Annotated in this window: 17 protein-coding genes and 4 pseudogenes; 15 read left to right on the forward strand and 6 right to left on the reverse strand. The window is 56.2% G+C overall.

Annotated features, from left to right (window positions below):
- Positions 1-281: 281 nt before the first annotated feature.
- Entirely contained in the window at positions 282-578 is a 297-nt protein-coding gene (locus tag ML_RS14990) for a hypothetical protein (RefSeq protein ID WP_156517102.1), read from the reverse strand.
- A gap of 67 nt (positions 579-645) precedes the next feature.
- Between ML_RS14990 and ML_RS17220 the strand changes: the two genes are divergently transcribed.
- The 3 genes from ML_RS17220 to ML_RS02295 all read left to right on the forward strand — a co-directional run bounded on the left by ML_RS17220 (position 646) and on the right by ML_RS02295 (position 2,793).
- A complete protein-coding gene (locus ML_RS17220) occupies positions 646-819 on the forward strand; it encodes an adenylate/guanylate cyclase domain-containing protein (RefSeq protein ID WP_081439309.1) in 174 nt (57 codons plus the stop codon).
- A 432-nt stretch (positions 820-1,251) separates the two neighbouring features.
- Positions 1,252-2,103 carry an SGNH/GDSL hydrolase family protein gene (locus ML_RS02290; RefSeq protein ID WP_231884457.1) on the forward strand — a complete coding sequence of 284 codons (852 nt, stop codon included), beginning with the start codon at positions 1,252-1,254 and terminating at the stop codon, positions 2,101-2,103.
- Between the two features lie 45 nt (positions 2,104-2,148).
- Positions 2,149-2,793: a DedA family protein gene (locus ML_RS02295; RefSeq protein WP_010907738.1), complete on the forward strand. Its 645-nt coding sequence runs from the start codon at positions 2,149-2,151 to the stop codon at positions 2,791-2,793.
- A gap of 829 nt (positions 2,794-3,622) precedes the next feature.
- Here ML_RS02295 and ML_RS02300 read toward each other — a convergent pair.
- Positions 3,623-4,390: a sulfite exporter TauE/SafE family protein gene (locus ML_RS02300; protein WP_414085549.1), complete on the reverse strand. Its 768-nt coding sequence runs from the start codon at positions 4,388-4,390 to the stop codon at positions 3,623-3,625.
- 1,176 nt (positions 4,391-5,566) lie between these two features.
- Here ML_RS02300 and ML_RS02305 point away from each other — a divergent pair.
- The 8 genes from ML_RS02305 to ML_RS02335 all read left to right on the forward strand — a co-directional run bounded on the left by ML_RS02305 (position 5,567) and on the right by ML_RS02335 (position 14,682).
- Positions 5,567-6,226 carry an AMP-binding protein gene (locus tag ML_RS02305; RefSeq protein WP_081439310.1) on the forward strand — a complete coding sequence of 220 codons (660 nt, stop codon included), beginning with the start codon at positions 5,567-5,569 and terminating at the stop codon, positions 6,224-6,226.
- Between the two features lie 3,728 nt (positions 6,227-9,954).
- Positions 9,955-10,038, forward strand: coding sequence for a hypothetical protein (locus tag ML_RS14995; RefSeq protein WP_330944697.1), 84 nt, complete (start codon positions 9,955-9,957; stop codon positions 10,036-10,038).
- Positions 10,039-10,793: 755 nt separating this feature from the next.
- Complete coding sequence (locus ML_RS15005) at positions 10,794-11,237, forward strand: hypothetical protein (protein ID WP_064430388.1); 444 nt, start codon at positions 10,794-10,796, stop codon at positions 11,235-11,237.
- A gap of 52 nt (positions 11,238-11,289) precedes the next feature.
- Entirely contained in the window at positions 11,290-11,520 is a 231-nt protein-coding gene (locus ML_RS15010; RefSeq protein ID WP_041322424.1) for a hypothetical protein, read from the forward strand.
- A gap of 77 nt (positions 11,521-11,597) precedes the next feature.
- The gene (locus tag ML_RS15015) at positions 11,598-11,840 is read left to right on the forward strand and encodes a hypothetical protein (RefSeq protein ID WP_010907741.1); all 243 of its coding nucleotides are present in this window, start codon (positions 11,598-11,600) and stop codon (positions 11,838-11,840) included.
- A gap of 263 nt (positions 11,841-12,103) precedes the next feature.
- Positions 12,104-12,376, forward strand: a complete 273-nt coding sequence (locus tag ML_RS02325; RefSeq protein WP_010907742.1) for a hypothetical protein — start codon at positions 12,104-12,106, stop codon at positions 12,374-12,376.
- A 733-nt stretch (positions 12,377-13,109) separates the two neighbouring features.
- Complete coding sequence (pdxT, locus tag ML_RS02330; protein ID WP_010907743.1) at positions 13,110-13,706, forward strand: pyridoxal 5'-phosphate synthase glutaminase subunit PdxT; 597 nt, start codon at positions 13,110-13,112, stop codon at positions 13,704-13,706.
- Positions 13,707-13,926: 220 nt separating this feature from the next.
- Positions 13,927-14,682: a YebC/PmpR family DNA-binding transcriptional regulator gene (locus ML_RS02335; RefSeq protein WP_010907744.1), complete on the forward strand. Its 756-nt coding sequence runs from the start codon at positions 13,927-13,929 to the stop codon at positions 14,680-14,682.
- Positions 14,683-16,132: 1,450 nt separating this feature from the next.
- Here ML_RS02335 and ML_RS18525 read toward each other — a convergent pair.
- The 4 genes and pseudogenes from ML_RS18525 to ML_RS15025 all read right to left on the reverse strand — a co-directional run.
- Positions 16,133-16,769 (reverse strand): annotated as a pseudogene (locus tag ML_RS18525) (hypothetical protein); the annotation flags it as partial.
- A gap of 127 nt (positions 16,770-16,896) precedes the next feature.
- A complete protein-coding gene (locus tag ML_RS02350; RefSeq protein ID WP_049769663.1) occupies positions 16,897-17,190 on the reverse strand; it encodes a hypothetical protein in 294 nt (97 codons plus the stop codon).
- Between the two features lie 65 nt (positions 17,191-17,255).
- Positions 17,256-17,645, reverse strand: a pseudogene (locus ML_RS02355) (DUF4247 domain-containing protein).
- Positions 17,642-17,901: pseudogene (locus ML_RS15025) on the reverse strand (DUF2617 family protein); the annotation flags it as partial. The pseudogenes ML_RS02355 and ML_RS15025, both read right to left, overlap by 4 nt.
- A gap of 888 nt (positions 17,902-18,789) precedes the next feature.
- On the opposite strand from ML_RS15025, the gene ruvC reads away from it, so the two are divergent.
- The 4 genes and pseudogenes from ruvC to ML_RS18530 all read left to right on the forward strand — a co-directional run.
- Positions 18,790-19,356, forward strand: a complete 567-nt coding sequence (ruvC, locus tag ML_RS02365) for a crossover junction endodeoxyribonuclease RuvC (protein WP_010907745.1) — start codon at positions 18,790-18,792, stop codon at positions 19,354-19,356.
- Positions 19,353-19,964: a Holliday junction branch migration protein RuvA gene (ruvA, locus tag ML_RS02370; RefSeq protein WP_010907746.1), complete on the forward strand. Its 612-nt coding sequence runs from the start codon at positions 19,353-19,355 to the stop codon at positions 19,962-19,964. The genes ruvC and ruvA overlap by 4 nt, the downstream gene beginning before the upstream one ends.
- Positions 19,961-21,010, forward strand: coding sequence for a Holliday junction branch migration DNA helicase RuvB (gene ruvB, locus ML_RS02375; RefSeq protein WP_010907747.1), 1,050 nt, complete (start codon positions 19,961-19,963; stop codon positions 21,008-21,010). The genes ruvA and ruvB overlap by 4 nt, the downstream gene beginning before the upstream one ends.
- Positions 21,011-21,018: 8 nt before the next feature.
- Positions 21,019-21,329: pseudogene (locus tag ML_RS18530) on the forward strand (DUF1304 family protein); the annotation flags it as partial.
- Positions 21,330-21,374: the final 45 nt, after the last annotated feature.

Here is a 21,374-nt window from a genome sequence, read left to right on the forward strand (position 1 = left end):
TGAGCCGATGCTGACAACGGATGCGCCGACCGCGTTTCGCGGGATCCTTAGTCTATGAACCGCACTGGAAGTGCGCTTGTGTCGCTACGGCTGAAGGATCGTGTTCTTGGCGCGTTCTAAGTGGAGCAAGGTCATTCCGGCGAAAGCTGACGAAGAGTAGCAGAATCTTCTGCATGCCTTCGCCCACCAAGCGGCCATCGCTATCGAAAACGCCCGGCATTTCGACGAGGTCGCCGAGTTTGCGCGAGGAGGAGAATAGCGTTCGCTAAGTGTTCCAAAAATTATGTACCCGCCGACATCGCCCGCGAGGCGTTCAATATCTTAAGGTTTATGGTGGGCGTGGGCGCTCGAGGCGCGCCGCGGCAGTGCTTTTTGCCGACATCCGCGGTTTCACCTCGATCAACTAGAAGATGCGACCGTAGGGCATAGTCGGCTCCACCAACGACTACCTGCAGCGCATGGTCGACATCGTTTTCGACAAGGGCAGAATCGTCGACAAGTTCATCGGCGATGCTGTGATTAGCCGTTTTTGGCGCACCGGTGCCCAAGGCGGATGATGCCATTGGTGCCGTCCGCACAGTTATGCGCATGATGGAGGCAATCGATCGCTTTAACGAAGAGTAAGGGGTAACAGGCGGTGTCGAGATATACGTCAGGATCGGACTGCACACTGGCCGGCTGATACCCGGGCACATTGGCTTTGGTCGCAAGATGGAGTACGCTGTGACCGAGGGCGATGCGGTGAATGCGGCCAAGCGGGTCGAGGCGCTCAATCCGGAGATGGAAACGCGCATCCTAATCACCTGTAGAGTGTTTTGAGATGACGTAGGTGAGCCTTCCCAGGGCACGAGTTGGCGCATGTAGCAAGTCAAGGGCAAAGAGCAGCCGCTGCAGCTGTATACAGTGCTGAGTGAAGCGGTAGTTTCCTACCGCAATCGAAATCATGCCTTACTCGGGGGCCGTGAATTAGATACGGTGCACCTTTGGCAACAACCGCGGGCGGACCGTTATCAGCATCGTCGCTAACAAACCCCAGTAATGGCGGATTGCTCCCCTACCCCGCTTGGTGTGACCGCAGTGATGACCAGCTCATCTTCGGGAAAGCTCGGCGTCCAACCCGAGTGCGCGGTATACCGCCCGAGCATGATGTCAGGCGCTCTCACTTCTGTGTCTGAAAATTAGTTCACGCAGTACTCCTTGGAGACGTTCCGGTTAGGATTGGCCGCGGCCACTGCTGCCAGCATTTGGGCGATGTTGAATCAGCCGGGCGACGCTATTAGTCTCGGCTCCGTGGTGGACGGTTACACCAGATTCACGCGATATGTAGCCATCGGCGACAGTCAGACCGAAGGCTTGTGGGAGGGTGATGACACGGTCGGGCTCCTAGGATTTGCTGATCGCCTCGCAGCACTGGTCGATGCGGTGTATCCCGGTTTGGTATACGCTAACCTCGCGATCCGCGGCAAGTTGCTGGCCGATGTACTCACGGAGCAGGTACCGCAGGTACTGGCAATGCGGCCGGATCTGATCACTGTGTGCGCCGGGATGAACGATGTTATCCAGCCGGGACGATCGTTCGCCCGTGCGCTTGCCGATCTTGAATCCATGTATGCTGCGCTGGCCGAATCGGGGGCGACGATAGTGACGACAACCTTCCCCAACGTCGTGCAGTTCCTCCCGCTCGGACGACTTGTGGCTAGACGGCTGTTGCGCATTAACAATGCGATTACCGCCGCCGCCGACCGCTACGAGTTTAAGCTCGTCGACCTGTATAATGCCGCTTCGATGCGAGATTCGGCCACTTGGGACATCGACCGCGTACATGCGTCCACCAAGGGACATATTCTGTTTGCTGCCGCAGTTGCCGAAGCTCTCAATTTGCCTAACAGTAGCCATGATTGGGCCGAAGCGAGCGGTAATCATGCGCAGGTGCCATTTGGAGTCCGTAGCTATGAGCAGCTGCGCTGGATGCGGGAAATTTTTATGCCGTGGGTGTGGCGATGGCTGCGTGGCAAATCTTCAGCCGATGGGCGAGTACCTAAACGCCCGCGGTTAGAACCTGTTAGCGCGTCACACGTAGAACACCACGACGCGCCAACTTGACGCTAAGAGCCTGCGGCGCGCATCCCGGTCGGGCATTCTTGATGTATGGACGTGGATGCTCTGCTGCAGTCAATACCACCACTTGCAGTCTACCTGCTGGTCAGCGGTGTGGTCGGGGTCGAGAGTTTGGGCATTCCCCTACCGGGAGAGGTCGTGCTGGTAAGTGCGGCGCTGTTGTCGTCGCGTCACGACCTGGCGGTCAGCTCGATCGGTGTCGGTGTCGTCGCTGTGATTGGCGCCGCAGTCGGCGACTCGATCGGCTACGCTATTGGCCGCCGATTTGGCATGCCGCTCTTTGATCACCTTGGCCGGCGGTTTCCGAAGCACTTCGGTCCGGGGCATGTCGCGTTGGTCGAGCGGTTGTTTAATCGCTGGGGTGTGCGGGCGGTCTTCTTTGGTCGTTTTATCGCGTTGCTGCGCATACTCGCCGGGCCGCTGGCGGGAGCGTTGAAAATGCACTACCCGCGCTTTCTAGCTGCCAACGTATCGGGTGCCATTTGTTGGGCAGGCGGTACTACCGCGCTGGTCTACTTCGCCGGGATGGCCGCCGAACGCTGGATGGAACGATTCTCTTGGATCGCGCTCATCATCACCGTGGTGGTCGGCATCATCGCCGCAATCTTGCTGCGCGAACGAACGTCACGGATAATTGCCGAACTTGAGATGGAGTATAAAAACCGCCGGCACTAAACCTAACCGCCCCTAATTCCGTTTGACGCCTGCCGTGAGGGGAGCTAGCTCGCCGGGCTGGGTTTGGCCATCAGTCATCGTGCCGTTGTTCGTCTCGTCCACCGGCGCACTGACTTACGCGTAATTTCTATGTCGGCACGGTTGTCTTGAATATGTCCCCAGTGTTGTTAACGACGTGGCAAAGGCCAACGGCCAACACCACTGTGATATCCGACTAGTTACGCCAGACTAGACCCGGAAACAACGCAAGCCTGTGCTGTTGGTCAGCATCACGTTGGCGGCAATGTTGATCGCTGCGGTGGCTGGTGCTGGCAGTCGCCCTGATGATCAACATTCGCACGACGGTCGCTTTGCCGTCTAGCCCTAGGCAGAATCTTATCGTGCCGGCCCAACAGACCTCCGCTTACCTCGCTGCATGAGTCTGCGCCGCTGTCCTCACCGATGCCCACCCATGTTGCAACGCGGCAGCCGGACTGCACCTATGCCCGCAATACTGGTCTCGGCTTCGTCGGTCCCCACACCCGTTCCAGCGGCTCCGGTGCTTGTCCCGCTTCCGCTACCGCGTTTCCCACTATCGGTTCCGAACATCCAGCCTCCGGTGAACCTGTCAAGTTCTCCGGTCCACCTATCGAGTCCACCGGTACAGGTTCCGATGGCGCTGCTGCAACTACCCAGCCCTAGACCATCGATGCAGGTGTCCACACTCGAGCCACCGGTGCACCTATCGGAGCTTAAGGTTCTCCACAGTGGCCTGCCCTCGTAGCACAGCCGGCCTCAACCATGCCCCAAATACCGGTGTTAATTCCTCACTTTGGTATTTAATTTATCGCTATACCGCGAGCAAGCGAACCAGCCCGATTAGGCCGATCGCCACGATGGTGGCCCGCAAAACATTCGGCGATAGTCGGCGCGCGTAACGGGTCCCAACTAATCCCCCAACCAGTGAGCTCGCCGCGATCATGCCGGCCGCCGACCAGTTGATCCGATCGAAGGCCACCAGCGTATAGCCAACTGCCGCAGTAAGATTTACCAACATCGACAAAAGGTTCTTAGCCGCGTTTATGCGCTGCATCGACTCTGGTAGCAATATACTCATTAGGCTGACCAGCAGGATGCCTTGCCCGGCAGTGAAGTAACCACCGTAGACGCTGACAGCGAAGGTGCCAAGCGCCAGCATAGCCATCTGGGCCGGTGTGGTGTGTTCGGCGCGGTTAACGGCCGCTTTGGCCCGACACCGCGTCCAGGACTGAATCCGCGGCCCGGCCACTACTAGCACCAACGCCAGGACGAGAAGCATTGGCACGATAGCGGTAAACACCTTCTCAGGCAGATGCAGGAGCAGAAAGGCGCCTAGCGCTGCACCGGTCAGCGACATCGGGATCTGCCAGCGTAATCGACTCCACCGATCGCCCAGCTCGGCACGATAGCCCCAAGTAGCCGATACACCGCCAGCCACTAGACCGACCGCGTTAGACATGGTCGACGTGACCGGTGAGTAACCAAGGGCGACGAGCGTTGGAAACGTGATCAAAGTGCCGGATCCGACGAGCGCATTGATCGCGCCAGCACCGAACCCGGCCAAGCCTATCGTAGCCAAGTGTGAAACCAACACCCCGGGACCTTAGTCCGACGTAGTGTTGCACCGCCAATAACCGTGCACTAAATCACCTCGCACCACCGTGGTCCGGCGCGAGGCACTTCGTGACTAAGGTCTATTCCGGTGCGGAGCTTGACCGGGGCCGAGCTTTTTGCTGATTGAGCCCACCGGGTCCGACGGCACTCGTTTAGGTTGACCCGGTCATCACCGATCGCTGGAGGAGGGATCCGGTGGCGAGAGTTCCGTTGACAGGTGACGTCTATGAACAACGCAGTAAGTGGAACGGGTACTTGACGGCGACTAACGTGTCTTGGCGCCATCGATGGCGTGGTGGTGGGTATTGGGCAACCGAGCCTCAAAAACTCCGAAGTCTGCCGGGAACGGACCTGTCAGAATGTTTATTGACGAACATGACCGGGTATCTAAATCAACTCTAAGGTAAGGGCGCCAGTCGATAGCCACGCGCCTTAACAGGGATATGAAAATAAGCCGGACCACCTAGCCTTTTCGTCAAGCCATGGCTGTGCAGCAATACCACGGATGGGCCAAGTTCACCAATGTCAGCGTAGTTTGGTTCCCGGACCGCGATCAAGATTTGGTGTTCAGAATGCGACCAGGTTGTTGTGCGCCACGTGCCGTTCACCGATCCACTGTAGCGCTCGACCTATTCGCCAGCCTCCCGTGCTCATATGCTCCTATGAGCAAAAAAACTGACGATCAACTGCCGACTTCTGACCGGATCTGTTTGGTGCACAATGCTTTACCTATTCGGGTATGGTTAGTCATCGTGTGATGACCATAAACGTGCAGCACTTAACCTCAAGCTGCTCTACAGATTGCACCTGTCAACAGAAGTCGGCGAGCGTCACGCATTTCGACGACGATAAAGCGTGGGGTGTGCTGCCGACGCTCGGCCGGGTACGTTTCCGGCTGTGACTCGCAGCAAGGAATGCATTTGACTAACCCAATCCGCAAGCTGGCCAACGCAGCCGGAGATGCCGAGCGAATCAACCGGTGGATTGAGTACAGGCTACGCCATGGTTAAGCCACTAGCGGCAGTGTACACTATAATGCCATTTACTCATCAGGGGATTTATATCACATGTCGGCGCCCGGTACAGTACCGATTACATAGCGATTCACTATGTTGAGTGACAGTGGTCCTGGGCACAGTGGATGTCGCGTATTCGTCGTGCAGCGGGCGCGCTCCACGCAGCCAATTGTGCGGCGTGGCCAGTGTGTGGTATTTCCTGGACGAAAGCCACCCGGCTTGCTTTGACATTCTGCTTGTGGCCGCGTTGTATTGGTTCGGTGGCTAACATCGTCAATTGGCGAGTAATCGGTGATGAACTCGGCCATGTGCTCAACGATAGTGACGCACGAGTGTTTTTCATTGGTGCCAAACTGCAGTCATCAATTGAGCTAATTAGTGCGCGAATCCCCGGTTTTAGTACACATCATTGTGGTGGCTATGGCCCTAGTCAGAACGAAGACCCTTATGAATCCTGTTTCGTTGCAGCTATATCGGTCGCCGCCGACCCGTATAGTGTCGACGCTGACACCGCCCTGGTGATCTACAGCTCGGGCCTTCCCGGATGGCCCAAAGGGTTCGTATTAAGCCGACGCGCCTTGGTCAACCACATCAAGAGCTTGGTCCAGCTGTTTCTGTTAGGCAAGGGGGACGCGAACGTGGTTGCGATGGCCCCTGTTCTACGTCGGTGGGTTTTCGTACGCATTTTTGATATCAGGGTCAAGGCGCCAACTAGCCTGGCCCGCGAACCCGGAGCTGCAACACTAATCGGCTCCCTGAATTCCGGGACACTTATGCATCTTTGATGCCCCCGGTGATTGCCCAGTTTCTGGACGTCGGTCACGTGGCGGTGAGTGCCTTCTCCGGCTTGCGCTACGTTATGTATGTAACAGCCACTATGCCTCTATGCTATGGCGAGTGCTCGCAGCTTGGCCCCGCATTAATTTCATCCAGCTGTAAGTACAAAAGAAATTTTGCAGCGCGATCACCGCCCCTAACGGGAAAACACCGCGATTACAGGCTACTCAACGTGTTGCTGTAACCCGTAAAAGAATTGCTGAGCAACGAAATCGAGAGCGTTGATCCCGAATCAGGTAACTAACCAAACTATCAGGCAATCCGGCGAGATCTGGATACAAAACAATCAGCGCATAAGCCGCTATTTTAATCAGCCACAAGCAACTGTCGACACGATTACCACAGATGTCTAGGTTGCGCACCGGAGACATCGGTCACCTCGGCGCCGATGGTTACCTCATACATATAGTACATCTAGGACCGGTTGAAGGACATGATAATCGGCGCTGGCGAGAAACGTGTACAGACCTGAGGTGGAAGCGTGCTTATCGGACATATTGCTGTTTATGATGCCACGGTAATAGGTATTTCTTATAACTTCTGTGGTGAATCCGTCAAGGCGATCGTTGTCATCACCACTACTGAAATGGAACCTGGATGACATCATCGAATTTTTGTCACAAGTATCTGGTGGGCTACAAATGTCTGAAAGTCGTTTATTTCTTAGCAGCGATACCCCGCGATGCAAGCGGTAAAATCTTTAAAACCAAGTTCCAGCAGCATTATTAGAGAGAAAGGCCACGAGGAATTTAGGCACCTTCAGAATCCGAATTGATCATCGATGATGCCGATAACACATGCTGGGTGTCGTTGCATGGTGCCGTGTTTTGCCCCACAAGACACTTCTCGCACCGGCGCCAGCGTGGGTGCAACATCGGCGCGGACCAACGGTGGGCCGAAATTGTACTGGATCGCCTGATGCGGGCTCTCCTTGAGGACCTGGTCAACGAGATGGCTTTGCGGGCACTCAAAGGTTCAGCACGCCGATCCCTGCTTGACTAGCTACCATAGTTCATCGTACTTACCGCTTACCGGGATATTGGTCTCGTTATCGGTGCCACACTCGTTGTCATCCGGAGGGTGAGAAGGTAGAGAGTTGTGGCTTCCTAACACCTTGATTGACCACCCCAGCGCGGGTAGCATTTGCATTGTCAGCAAAGGAGTGAGATCGGTAGTGTAGAGCTGGTCACGCAGAAATCAAGTCAGCGAAGTTCCTTGATTTCTGCCGACTGCGTTGTCGCAACGGCAATTGGATGCGGAAAGCATGGTCGCCTCTAACCTCCAGTCTGTGTTCATTGGCTGCGGGAGCACGGAACCGGGCTATCTCCTGCAGTCTGTTCTGATCGAGAGTGACTCCAAAATTAAGTTTTTTGTCGCACTCACGGATCGCTGACTAGTCCGGTTCGGGCTTTCCGCCCGGCAATATGAAACGCCTTGTGTCGCGCTTGCGCACAGTTAACACCCTGCTTGAGGCGTCTCTCGACACCACGGCATTGACCCGGATGGCATCCGCTAGATACTTCCTCAACCAACCGGAATCACCTTCATATCTCAATGCGGCATGCACCCAGGCCGCACATCACACCGTCGGCGCGTCAACGTACTTTGTTACTCAGCCTAGATAATGCTGCGGCAAACCAGAGGGCCGATGCAGCGGTACTAGGCACTGATGGTGGCCTCAGTGGTATAGCTGACCCTTCCGCATAATCAAACTGTGCTCTCCCCACCTCTGATGGTAGTGTGCGCGGCTTTGTCGACCATGAAGTGATTGAACTCCAGCACTGTTTCGGTAGATTTTGAGCAGCCTAACGAACTAATATACCGGGTCCACATTTCACCCTGCATTTCCAAATAGTTCCTACAGTGCGCCATCTCGGATGCTAGTAGCCGTGGTAGTCACACGCGTGATGATAAATTATGTTAGGGTAAGCGAAATCATTGGCGTACAGAAAGCCCATTAGTCCATACTGACAATCCGCATCAGTGTAATTATCGTTGTTTTTATTGTACTAGGTGGTGATAAAAACATTGCGTTCGCCCACACATGTTGATCCACTAAATATCGCTGACTTCTAAAAGATTCTGTAAACACAGTTTGGTGGAACTATACACAAGGACCTCAGTCTAAATATAGAATTCCAGATCAAGCAAAGCTATTGATTTTTTCCACCGGTATGGTGAAGAATTTTGACTAGATCTGTTACTACAAAAATAGTATGAAGCTGCGCTGCAGTGGATTAGCCAGTAATTCAACAGTAGACTTACCGTGGATGGCAAATAATAACGAAATCGTGACACAAAATTCCCGCTTGCCATCGTTTGTACTTAACGGTAATGGAATCATTTGGTTTCCCGCGGGTTATTACGAAAGATTTCTGTTATTGTGGTACCAAGCCGCACATAATCGACCGATTTGGCGGCAAGTTCATTTTGGTGCTGCTCTACTTTGCGCTTGATTTGGTTGTCGAGTCGCTGTAACCGCCTTCGATATCTTCCCCCACTAACTTCGGTACCAAACCAGTAAGTGCTGTCATAGGTCGGTGCGTGCAGGGTATTCTCGTACCAGTTGGTGGTGTTGTACAGAAAAACGGAATTGCCAAAGGGTGTTGTGCAGAAAGTCTGAAAAGGTTAGGTGAGCAGATCTCGGGAATCAACAGCGGAGCCCTGAGTTATGTTGTACGGTGACCTACCGCAAACCTCCTCGCTCACGGAACATATAGCATTCCATTCCGGTCGGAAGACTCTAAGAAATAAGGTTTGATGCCGACATTCCTGACTCCAGCAGCTACTGCAATATCCGCAGGTAGATAAGTAACGTCTTATCGGTCGCTGCGTCGTAGCGGTTTTGTGCCGATATTGACACCGGGTCGTAACACTAGGTGCGTGCGTTTTAACCGCTTCTATATATTTTTTCTACGTTGGAGTTTATTCCATAGAATTGATTAGCGGAGGTAATTGCATCATTGGGGACTGTGAGATGGAACCAGAACTTACTCACCTTGTCTTTGCTGATCTCTAAACTTGCCCGCCATTGCAATTCTCCCTGTTCGTTTATCAACCAGCGAGAAAAGCTACCGTTATTTAACCCCTGTTTAACACTCTTGCACTTAACCAGGATGTCAGGTTGTCGGTATATTTCAACACAACTGGAGACTACGAACCTGGCTACGAATTGCACCATTTTTATTTAGCAGAACTAGTTATATAACGTAAAACTGCAAGGCCGGGTGTGGTACCGATCTGGGCTGGAACCAGCAGTTATGCACTTCTGTACGCTGCATGCTACGTAACGGCCTTCCGCAAAATTCTTGTAGCAGCACTAATTATCGTTGTCGTGATTACCTTAGCTCGGTCCCCGACGAATACCGCGACCGCAACCCGGTATTCGTACGCAGCCACTGGCACGTGCGGATAGCCAAGAATCGTAGAATGGAGGTAAATAATGTAACGGTTTAGGTATATCTAGCCAAAATATAGGCGAAATGTTAGGACGGATCATGCTCAGATGGAGGCAGATCTCATAGGGTCAATTCCAGTTCGCACCTGTCCGGTTCGGTGATCCCGATAGCTCATTTGGTGCTCGGCCAGCTGGCTGTCATAGTTAGGCACGCTACACCACGCAACATCTGCCGTAGCGACTCGGCTACAGCAACTAGGTTTTCTTTCGGAGGCATCTATCACAGCGATCCGTCGCGCACCACTTGGTGATCCAATAATCTACCGGGTGCAAGACATCGAACTGTGTCTCCGTCGCCGCTAAGCGCGACTGATCGAAGTTGTCCCAGTGGCACAGAGGATGACGTCTTGCTACATTGGCGATCGCGGCCAATTGCCATTGCGGGTACCCACCGAGTAGTACTGGTCGACAATTCGAACGTCGGCAAGACCAAGGTGTTCAATCGTTTGACCAGGTTACGCGCAAAAGACTGGAAACTATCCGGGTGTAACGGTCGGCCGCAGTGTAGGCACCATCAAGGTCAACGGCGTCACCAACGCCGTCGGAGACTTTCCCGACACCTAATATTTAGACGATCAGCCCGGACGAGCAAGTGGTTACGCAATCTGCTCTCCGGTGAGCTCGACGACATCGACCGTCCTGATGCGATCGTGGTGGTTACCGACGTCACCACGCTTCGTCGTTCGATCCTTTTTGTGGCGTAGGCGCTCCGAGTAGGCTACTGGCACTCAACTATGAATGACGAATTAACCACCCTGGCAGGCCGGGTCGACATCGATGCGTTGTCGGCAGCGATGGGAATATTTGTAACTGCAATCGTAGTGCACCGTGGTTCACGGTGTAATAGACGGGTTACGAGGTAGCCGATGGCAGCGGCCGCCGATCTCCTACCGTCTGATCACGACGCTGCCGAAGCCCGGGGAAGATCGGTGCTCAATGTCGTTGATTACTTTGTGCCACAAGAGGATCAGAGTTCAATCTGAATTGAACAAGTTGGGTTGCAACCGTTATGGGGCTCCGTCGTCTTTTTCGCGGTTATGTTTGTGTTCTTCTAGGTCGTGTTCACCGCTGTGGCGCCACTGCAGGATTTGGTCTACCAAGTGCTTGTCTGGCTGGGCGGCACGGTCGGCGATCTTTCCGGTAACTCCGTGCTGACAGGTCTACTTGGCTACGGGATCATCGGCGGTGTCGGCATTGTCCTGCAGTTCATCCCGAGGATTGCACTGCATATTTTTGTTGATTGCTCTGCTGGAAATGTGGGCTATATGGCACGAGCTGCGTTTCTCATGGAACGGGTAATGGTCAAAACCGGACTGGAAGGCTGCGCTTTTGTTGTCTGCTGTACTCGTTCGCCTGTGCGGTCTCGGGCATTATGGCTACCCGAACGTTGCCATCGTAAAGCGACCGAATCGCCACCGTACCTGTCTGCGTCGCTGATGACCTATCACGCTCGCCTAACTGGTATTCACTTTGCTGATCGGTGTTTTGTGCGCGCCATATAGAAGCTGGTGAGGCCTCAGCGCGCAGAGAGTGGTGGTGTTTTGTTGTATCTCAGTGGTGGCGCTCCTCATCGCGTGGATGTTCAAGTCGACGATCCTGCGCAGCGACTTGCTGCCGTTCACCAAGGAGCTTCCACCTTATCGGTTTTTCTACTCCAAAGCTGTGCTGGTGACAATGTGGGGTGCGGAGAAGATGTTTCTGCATAAGCCCACTATCCTCTTGGCTATGTCAGTGATGTTGTGGGCGTTCTTTAATCTGCTACCGCGTGACGCTGAGATCTCGTAGCTGTCCCCGGACGACGTCATCGCATATGTGAGATAGACCACAGCTACGCTGTGGACGTTGGCAAGGTCGTCTAGCCGGTGTTCAAGCTACTCGGCTTTGGCTGGCTCACCGACGTCGGATTGTTCGGCTACTTGGCGGCTTGGGAGGTGTTTGTATCCATCCTCGGCGAGGTGGTGGCGGCAACAAATCCCGACGAACTGCTTGAGGCGTTGGCCACCATAACTGATGATCAGTGGTACCGGGAATTTACCGCGTCGACGGTCATCGCGCTGTTGGCGTATTTCAATTCGCCTTGTAGTGCATGTCGACCGTTGCTGTGATGTGCCTCGAGAGCAACTCGTGACGATGGCCGGCGTTCGCGTTCATTTGCATGTTTGTCTTTGCTTGGGCGATGCCGTTCACTGCATGATCGATTACGACGGGTCCTTGCGCATGATTGCGATGCACTCCATGGCCATCGCTGAACCGCGGCAACTGCTCTGGGTGATCGCGTCCGACAACCTCCCGCCTGGCCGGCACCGTTCGACAAGCTCAAGGTCGGCTTGGTGCACTGCTGGACAGTTGGGTAATCGGGCAGCTGGTCGTGCGTACAGTCGACGTGTTGATCACGCTTAGCATCGGAAGCAGTTGGAGCGAACTTGGTGACCAGGTCCAAGACGCACTCGCCGAAGCGCTACTGCACCCGGCAACTTGGTGGGCCGATGTGGTAACCGATGACTTCGCCAACTTGGCGGAAATCTCCAGCAAGCTACTCATGGGATTGATCGGCGCCCTAGCCGAATCGCATGTCGGATCAGTCGAATTGGTGTCGTTGGCTTGGAGCCAATTTGGTGGTTCGGATGTCTGGTACTTGTAAGGGGTTCTCGGCAGCGGGTTCGACGCTTCACGACAAGCTGCAACGCGAAATCCGGTGACAGGTCGGACAGCAGGTCACTGTTTCCAGTGAAAATTTCTCAATTCTATATCATTAGATAAGAAGCTGTTCTTGTTGATAGTTCGTCGAATAATCCATCACGTACATTCTTGTTAAAAACTAAGTATGGATTAGGTTTTCAAGAGGAATTGAAGGTATCGGTTTCGGCTTGCTGCAATCACATCTGAACCAGTCACGCAAGGCGGAACCAAGCCAGGTGTCTCGCATCATCGCCTGATGAGTCAGGTCCCACGGATTATATACGAGTGCAGTACAGACCTTTGTGCGTTGCGCTTGCGCAAACTAGTACACCAATTCGATAAGTTCCTGGTCAGCGACTGCTGACCAGGAACTTATCGAATTGGTGTACTGCACATCTACGCGCCGTCAAGGCTATAAATACGCATCTCTGCTGACGTAATCGTCCCCCGTATCACGGGATGCTGGCAAACATGAGTCCGAGTGACACTCTCCAACAGGCCGGCTGTCCATTGATCACGGTGGTGGATGCATTGCTAAATGAGCAGCTACCTGAACTGTTTGAGTCGTAACAGGTTCCAAATGCCTCTTTTTCGCTTGCTTATGCCACAACGCGGCTATGGTGGCAGCCGTCATGCAGGAGGGGCTGATCCGTTTTCCCGCGGGATACCCGGCTGACTCCGCAGTGGAGCGTGTTGTGAGCTTTCCGAGGGTGGGCGTCTTGGCGCTGCAGGGCGATACCCGTGAGCATCTCACCGCGCTGCGCGAAGCCGGGGCCGACTCCATGCCGGTACGTCGCCGCGGTGAGCTGGACGAGGTTGACGCGCTGGTCATTCCCGGCGGCGAATCCACTACCATCAGCCACCTGCTGCTCGACTGCGAGTTGCTAGAGCCGTTGCGTGCGCGTCTGGCCGACGGGTTGCCGGCTTACGGTGCGTGCACGGGTATGATTCTACTGGCCAGTGAGATCCTCGACGCTGGCGTGTGTGGGCGTGAGGCGCTGCCGTTGGGTGCTATCGATATTACAGTGCGGCGCAACGCTTTTGGACGCCAAGTCGATTCATTTGAAGGCGATATTGGGTTCGCTGGTCTTGTTGATCCGGTGCGTGCGGTGTTCATCCGTGCGCCCTGGGTGGAACGGGCCGGCGATGGCGTGCAGGTGCTGGCTCAAGCTGCGGGCCACGCTGTCGCGGTGCGGCAGGGCTCAATGTTGGCTACGGCGTTTCACCCGGAGATGACCAGCGACCGGCGCATCCACCAGTTATTCGTTGACATTGTCAACGGAATCGCCTGAGTTTCAGGAAAGTGCACATCAGTCACATCTGCACCATCAACAGGTGACGGGGTGATTTCGAAAAATTCATAGCGCATGCGTTATCACTCCTTACAAACCGACATGCCTCAAAAATCTGTGACGCTTGGGCATTCTTAGGCGGTAGGGGTAAGTGTGCGGGCCAGCTAGCACGTAAACTTGTTGTGCGACTGTCAGGTAACAGAAGAGGTTCTACACACCGATGAGCGGCCATTCCAAGTGGGCCACCACCAAGCACAAAAAGGCTGTCATTGATGCTCGCCGCGGCAAGATGTTCGCCCGGCTGATTAAGAACATTGAGGTTGCGGCTCGCGTCGGTGGTGGTGATCCAGTGGGCAACCCAACGCTCTACGATGCGATCCAGAAAGCGAAGAAGAGCTCGGTGCCCAACGGGAACATCGAACGGGCGCGCAAACGCGGCGCTGGCGAGGAGGTCGGTGGTGCCGACTGGCAAGTCATTACCTACGAGGGCTACGCACCCAACGGTGTGGCGGTCCTGATCGAATGTCTGACCGATAACCGCAACCGCGCAGCTGGTGAGGTGCGGGTGGCGATGACTCGCAATGGCGGTGCCATGGCTGATCCAGGGTCGGTGGCCTACCTGTTCTCTCGCAAGGGCGTGGTCACCTTGGAGAAGAACGGTCTCACCGAAGACGATGTGCTCGCTGCGGTGCTAGACGCCGGCGCTGAGGAGGTCAACGACCTTGGTGACAGCTTCGAGGTGATTGCCGAGCCAGGTGATCTGGTTGCGGTCCGCACCGCGTTGCAGGATGCCGGCATCGACTACGAGTCAGCTGAAGCTAGTTTCCAGCCGTCGGTCAGCATGCCAGTTGACCTCGATGGCGCCCGCAAGGTATTCAAGCTTGTCGACGCGCTAGAGGACAGCGACGACGTGCATAATGTCTGGACTAATGCCGATGTATCCGACGAGGTGTTGGCCGCCCTTGACGGCGAGTGAGCTACAGCGGGACACACTGGGTCAAGGGTGCAGTAAGATCGGAAGCCACTGACGGCTCTGGCCATCGGCAGATTCCATTAGTTTGATAGTCGTGACGCCTGTCTTCGATGGTGCTTGGGTGCTGGAAAGTCGACGGGCCGAGTGTGTCAGCGGCCCGATGTCGCTGGAGAACACGGTTGCGGTCTCGAGCACTTGCGGGTTGAAGAATCGCCGCGGCTAAACGTTGTTTCGGTATGCCGGGTGTGGGCGCAGTGTCGCCCGGGGGTGCCAAGACACATTTCCAATAACCTAAGATGGGCACGCAGAGATGATAAAGCATAGCACAGGCCGGCCGGGGATCGTCGAGACTATCCTCCAAAACGTTGTCGGGGTGGAAAACGGGCTTCCTGCACGACCATCAGCTCTGCGGGAGCCAGCGCATGCGCGCCAAATACACAGAACTCGTTGGAATACGGCCGGCTCAGCATGGGGGTATCAGGGTCGGTAAGGTCGATGATGAACTGTGTCAAAGCCTCCGGCGGAGCGCAAGCTCACAGTGGAGGTGCGCAGCCAGTTCATTGGGTCGTAGATCACGACGGCCACCGCGGGTTGTCCAGTGCGCCGCTGTTGGCGCCCCGCAGTGTGGTGCGCGTTACTTACGTTGATCACTGCGGGATTGAGCTCCACTTGAACGATTGTGCCGATGTCAAGCTGTCGTGTTTGTGTCTGTGGCGGTGAGTTGTTCGGTTGGTTTCATAGGTGGTGGGTGAAATGGCTGTTTTTGCGTTTTATGACTGGCCGATATGTTCGGTAGTCGTGGGGGGCAGCCCGGAATCCTGTTGACGTGTTTTGCTGTGTTGCGGGGTTTTTGTTGGTGGGTGGCTGACTGCCTGCTTTCGATGAGGCTTCGTGTGCTTTGCCGCAGTGGACACGATTAGCGCGGCGCACGTAAGCATGTCGGTGGTGGGTGCTGCTTGGTCTACATGTTGATGATGCCAGGGGCTGGGCACCTGGGCTGTGCTGAAGGCGATATCGATGCAGGCGTGGGTGTGAGGATAGTTGTTAGCGCCGCGGGGTAGGGGCGTTTTAGTGTGCATGTCATGGCCTTGAGGTGTCGGCGTGGTCAATGTGGCCGCACCTGAACAGGCACGTCCCCGTGCACGGTATAACTATTCGCACCTGATGTTATCCCTTGCACCATTTCTGCCGCTGGTATCGGTGTCGGCGGCTTGTTGACCGGCCCTCAGCCAGCAAGCAGGCATGCCGCCGGGTGCAGCAGTATCGTGTTAGTGAACAGTGCATCGATGATCCGGCCGTCGGCGGCACATACGGCAACCTTCTAGCGCAGATCAACCACCCACACCCCACCAGCCCACCACAACACCACCCAAACCAAACCAGCAAAAAATAACCACCAAATGACCATCACGACGACACCTTGAAGTCTAAACGGACAAGTTACTGGTTACTGGCCGGGCGCGGCGTCTGGCACCAATACCGAGTATGCATTATTACCGAGTGCGGGGTAGACGAGGCTCTAGGTGTACTGGTAGTCGTCCTGGGTGGAAAACTGCAGAACCCCGTCCAAGTACAGCCGTATGTCGTTACCACGTTGGGTTACCTACCTCCTGGTAGACAGCCGGTGTGCCGGTAGGCGATGATTGGGGCGGAGATATCCCGATATCCGTAGCGGGGTTCGTAGGACCGCGTTGCAGCAGCACCTCGGCACCGACCAAGACGATCGATCAGCGCTGTACTCACCGCCAGGACCCGTGTTAACCCCGCCCATAAACGCTAGAGCGCCGCTGCAGACAGGCCGTTGATGATGTCCGGCAGCGCATCGACCGCGATGAATGTGATAGCCGCATGTGCGTTAGCAGCAGTTTGACTGCTAAGGCCTCAGCACCCAACACGGCGATGTAGCTCGCGACGATCAGTGAAGTTGCGACGATGCCGCTGCCGTTCAAGCTTGTCGGCAGGGTCGGTTGTGCGAGTTCATAGATGATGCCGCATGTCACACACGCGGCGACGACGGCCAGAAGCACGGCTCGCCACCGTCGTGGCAACTCGGTGAGCCAGCTGATTGCGAGCACCGGAATAGAATTCATGACAGCGCGGTGGCGGTTACTCCCCGCACTAACAGCAGCATCAGAGCCGTCGCGAACATGGGGCCGGATGCAGCTCGGGTTTTTCGACGTGTTTATGGAAATTGCCGGGTGTCACTATGCTCTAGTGTCAACCAGAGATATCCCTTAATATGACCACGCCCATGAAACCATATATTGCCACCCCGACGAGCCCCTGACTGAGCTGGCTCACGCCGCTGGCGATGGTGCTGATGGTGACGACGGCGTTAGGCCGGCGGTTAATTAAAGCCATTTGCTGCAACTGTCCTGGGATCAACGCATCGACCGTGACGAAGTTGGTGGCCAGGATGGCTACGACTACCAGGAAGTACAGGAAGCTGGCAACCACGCCGCGCAAGATGGGATTGAGGTTGACGGTGTCGGTCTGGACGGTGAAGTTCATGGCTGTATGTCTCCTTATTGGTTCCGCTGAGGTTTTCGGGGCGAGACCTCCGTCTGGTACCACCCCTATGGTGATCCTGGGGTTAACCCGCGGCCGAGGAATATGAACGCCCCGTGACTGTATCCGGCGCTGAGCGGTTCGACGCGGATGCTTGCACATGTAGTTGCTGAACAAGCCTACGGTCACAATGTTGTTGCTGTAGCGCAGGTATTGGTTGGTGTTGTTGGCAGTGCGCGCCTCGGGTTTCTGATAGCCGGTGTGTGTCTGTGCTATTACTTGGGTGGGTGATCCGTTGCAGACGCAGCGAATTCCGTTGACATCATGGGAATGTTCGTGATAGCGTGATGCAATATACGAGCTAATTTTCTTGTCCGGCAAGATGATTCTGAAATCAGCGACACTGTGGTGACGACGATCAGAGTGCAGGCAATCACAAAAAGACGATTGCGACTCATGGACGCCACCGGCTCGCGGTGTGGACCACCGTCCCTCCGGGACCTCAAAGGACATCGTGGATACAGGTGCCACGTCTGCCAGCGCCAGTCAGTGCCGGCGGGTTCGGCGGCAAATGCGATGAACGTGGCATCATCACCGGGGAACATGTCACCAAGCCACCTGACTTGCTGCGCGCATCGTTCGTAGAGTCTGTTTGCGAGCAGACGAAACGTCTTCTAGTCGTGTGTGGTCGGTGCGGAACGTAAGGTGGTAGCCGCGGCCGCGTTAAGTGCTGCGCGTCCGAACCTTCTGCCGTCGCTGTCGGCAGGAACTATGGTGAGCTGATGAAAGCAGGCACCAGACCTAATCCTCTGCGGTCTTATGCTGTATAGTTGGGGCGCGGGGTAGATGGTGCGTTAGTCGGTTAGCATGGACTTGTTGGTCGATATTTACCACGGTATAATCCGGCGCCCAGCGCTCGAAAGACATCAGCGCGGTCTCGTTGACGTGGGGCGCAGTCGACGAAGTCCATCTCCCGCCGGGTGGTAGGCTCGTCGTCCCTTCGGTGGTGTAGCTAGCGCGGCTACGTTCGGATCGGCTAAACGTCACGCCGTCAACTACTTGTTAGTTGTCGGGACGCAACCACTTGATGTCGTTGTGGGTAAACCACATTAATTATTAATTTGAGGCGTCCATCGTCGTCTTCGATGCTGAACCAGAGCAGCTGGTCGCAACTTTTCAGCAGATGCTCCTACCAGATCAAGGGGCTTTCACGATAGGTGACCGCTCCACGAAACTGGTTTAGTCCACGTTGCCGTAACTGAAGATGGTTCCAGGTCCGAACTGCCGAGACGCGAATTGCGGCATTGTGTTAACAAGAAAGCAGGTCTTGGCGCTAGCCTGTCGGTGCCGTTGTCCTGGGTCGCCGCAAAGCCATGACGAGAATAACGATGGATACAGTGAGCAGCACCGTAGCAAGGACAACCGGCAGTTCTCTCATACAGACCTTTTCGTGCCTGTACCTAATAGAATTAAGATTTGTCGGTGGGCTCGGCAGCGTAACGGGCCGGCCGACAAGCCATGCTACCGCGTGTCCTACCAGATGCTGTCTAGACTGGCCTCTAGGCTATCGAACATTGTGCGCTGTTAGATGGGGAGTATGTGATGCGCGTGATGGGCGTCGATCCCGGGTTGACGCGGTGCGGGTTGTCTGTCGTCGAAAATGGGCGCGGTAGCCAAGTTGTTGCGTTGGATGTCGATGTGGTGCGCACACCATCGGACGCACCGGTATCCAAGCGCTTGCTGGCTGTCAGCGATGTCGTCGAACACTGGCTGGACGCCCATCATCCGGATGTTATGGCCATCGAACGGGTTTTTTCTCAGCAGAATGTGTCGACGGTGATGGGTACGGCACAAGCCGGCGGTGTGATCGCGTTGGCCGCGGCGAGACGCGGTATCGACGTACATTTCCATACCCCAAGTGAGGTTAAGGCCGCAGTTACCGGCAATGGTGCCGCCAACAAAGCGCAAGTTACCGCGATGGTGACCAGAATCCTTGCACTGCAAGCTAAACCGACACCGGCCGATGCGGCCGACGCGTTGGCCCTGGCGATCTGCCACTGCTGGAGAGCACCAATGATCGCGCGGATGGCAGAAGCCGAAGCGCTGGGCGCGCGGCACCGTCAGGCCTATCGGGCCAAGGTAGCTGGCGAGGTTAAGGCCACCCGGTGATTTTCTCGGTACGCGGCGAGGTACTCGAGGTGGCACTTGACCACGCCGTCATCGAAGCCGCCGGTATCGGCTATCGGGTAAACGCGACGCCGTCGGCGTTGGCGACGTTGCGGCAGGGCAGCCAGGCCCGACTGGTCACCGCAATGGTCGTGCGCGAGGACTCGATGACGTTGTACGGGTTTTCTGATGCCGAGAACCGTGACCTATTCCTAGCGCTGCTGTCAGTCTCGGGAGTTGGGCCTCGCCTTGCCATGGCGACATTGGCCGTGCACGACGCTGCGGCGCTTCGGCAGGCACTGGCCGATAGTGATGTCGCCTCGCTGACCCGGGTGCCCGGTATCGGCAAGCGTGGTGCCGAACGGATAGTGCTGGAGTTACGCGACAAGGTTGGCCCGGTAGGGGCGTCTGGATTGACTGTGGGTACTGCTGCTGACGGCAACGCGGTGCGAGGTTCTGTGGTCGAAGCCCTGGTAGGGCTGGGTTTTGCGGCCAAGCAGGCCGAGGAAGCGACCGACCAGGTGCTCGACGGTGAACTTGGAAAAGATGGGGCGGTGGCAACGTCCAGCGCCTTGCGGGCTGCTCTGTCGTTGCTGGGCAAGACCCGATGAGCGAGGACTACTTGGATCGGGATGTTTCCCCGGCGCTGACCGTCGGCGAAGCCGACATCGATGTCAGCCTGCGGCCCCGCTCATTGCGGGAGTTCATCGGTCAGCCGCGGGTGCGTGAACAGCTCCAGCTGGTCATTGAAGGGGCCAAGAATCGTGGCGCCACACCGGATCACATTCTGCTGTCCGGTCCTCCGGGGTTAGGTAAGACGTCGCTGGCAATGATCATCGCTGCTGAACTCGGTTCCTCGTTGCGGATGACGTCCGGTCCTGCGCTGGAACGCGCAGGTGACCTGGCAGTGATGCTATCCAACCTGGTCGAGCACGACGTGTTGTTCATCGACGAAATCCACCGTATTGCCCGGCCTGCGGAGGAGATGCTGTACCTAGCGATGGAAGACTTTCGGGTCGACGTGATCGTCGGAAAAGGGCCTGGAGCGACATCGATTCCCTTAGAGGTCGCACCCTTTACTCTGGTCGGCGCTACCACACGGTCCGGCGCGCTGACCGGACCGTTACGTGACCGGTTCGGGTTCACCGCACACATGGATTTCTACGAGCCTACTGAGTTGGAGGGGGTGTTGGCTCGCGCGGCTGGGATTCTGGGCATCGAGTTGGGCGTCGAGGCAGGCGCGGAGATCGCTCGACGCTCGCGTGGGACGCCGCGGATCGCTAACCGGTTGCTGCGCCGGGTCCGTGACTTCGCCGAGGTCCGTGCTGATGGCGTCATCACCCGCGATGTCGCTAAGGCGGCTCTGGCGGTCTACGACGTCGACGAGCTGGGCCTGGACCGACTGGATCGGGCGGTATTGTCGGCGCTGACTCGCAGCTTTGGCGGCGGTCCGGTCGGGGTTTCGACGTTAGCGGTGGCGGTCGGGGAGGAGGCGACCACCGTAGAAGAGGTGTGTGAGCCGTTTCTGGTGCGTGCCGGCATGGTGGCACGGACCCCGCGCGGCCGGGTGGCTACTGCGCAGGCCTGGACGTACCTGTGCATGACACCGCCGGTCGGGGTCACCGGGTTGAGTCAGCCGGGGTTATTCGAGTCGTGAGGAGCGGGATGATGATTGCCGCCGGTTTGATCTGCGTCGCCCTCGCCGGCGGTACTGCACGTCTACGTCTTCACCATGGAATCGTTGACGTGGACTTCTGCGCGCACCCAAGCCATGTTCGGCATGACTGTGTACGAAGCCTGAGACCATAACACTACTTGCGCTCACCCAAGGGCTTCCAAAACTTACTTCTGTTATTTCTGGCTATTGTGAGTGGCATCGGCATTGCCGGGGCTGCGCTGGGACATGAAGCCGTTGGGCTGCCCTCCTTTTCGCCGGCGTCGGATCTATGGTTTTGGCCGCGGTCGTGCTGCTGGTTCTTGGCTTGCTGTCGTAACACCAGAGACACCTGTTGCAATCCGGT

The organism is Mycobacterium leprae TN, from assembly GCF_000195855.1.
Classification (GTDB): Bacteria; Actinomycetota; Actinomycetes; order Mycobacteriales; family Mycobacteriaceae; genus Mycobacterium; species Mycobacterium leprae.

Excerpts from the sequence above, each read along its gene's own strand:
- ML_RS02290 (WP_231884457.1), top strand. The coding sequence starts at position 1,252 with ATGTTGAATCAGCCGGGCGACGCTATTAGTCTCGGCTCCGTGGTGGAC.
- ML_RS02295 (WP_010907738.1), top strand. The coding sequence starts at position 2,149 with ATGGACGTGGATGCTCTGCTGCAGTCAATACCACCACTTGCAGTCTAC.
- ML_RS02305 (WP_081439310.1), top strand. The coding sequence starts at position 5,567 with ATGTCGCGTATTCGTCGTGCAGCGGGCGCGCTCCACGCAGCCAATTGT.
- ML_RS02335 (WP_010907744.1), top strand. The coding sequence starts at position 13,927 with ATGAGCGGCCATTCCAAGTGGGCCACCACCAAGCACAAAAAGGCTGTC.
- ML_RS02350 (WP_049769663.1), bottom strand. The coding sequence starts at position 17,190 with ATGAACTTCACCGTCCAGACCGACACCGTCAACCTCAATCCCATCTTG.
- ruvC (WP_010907745.1), top strand. The coding sequence starts at position 18,790 with ATGCGCGTGATGGGCGTCGATCCCGGGTTGACGCGGTGCGGGTTGTCT.
- ruvB (WP_010907747.1), top strand. The coding sequence starts at position 19,961 with ATGAGCGAGGACTACTTGGATCGGGATGTTTCCCCGGCGCTGACCGTC.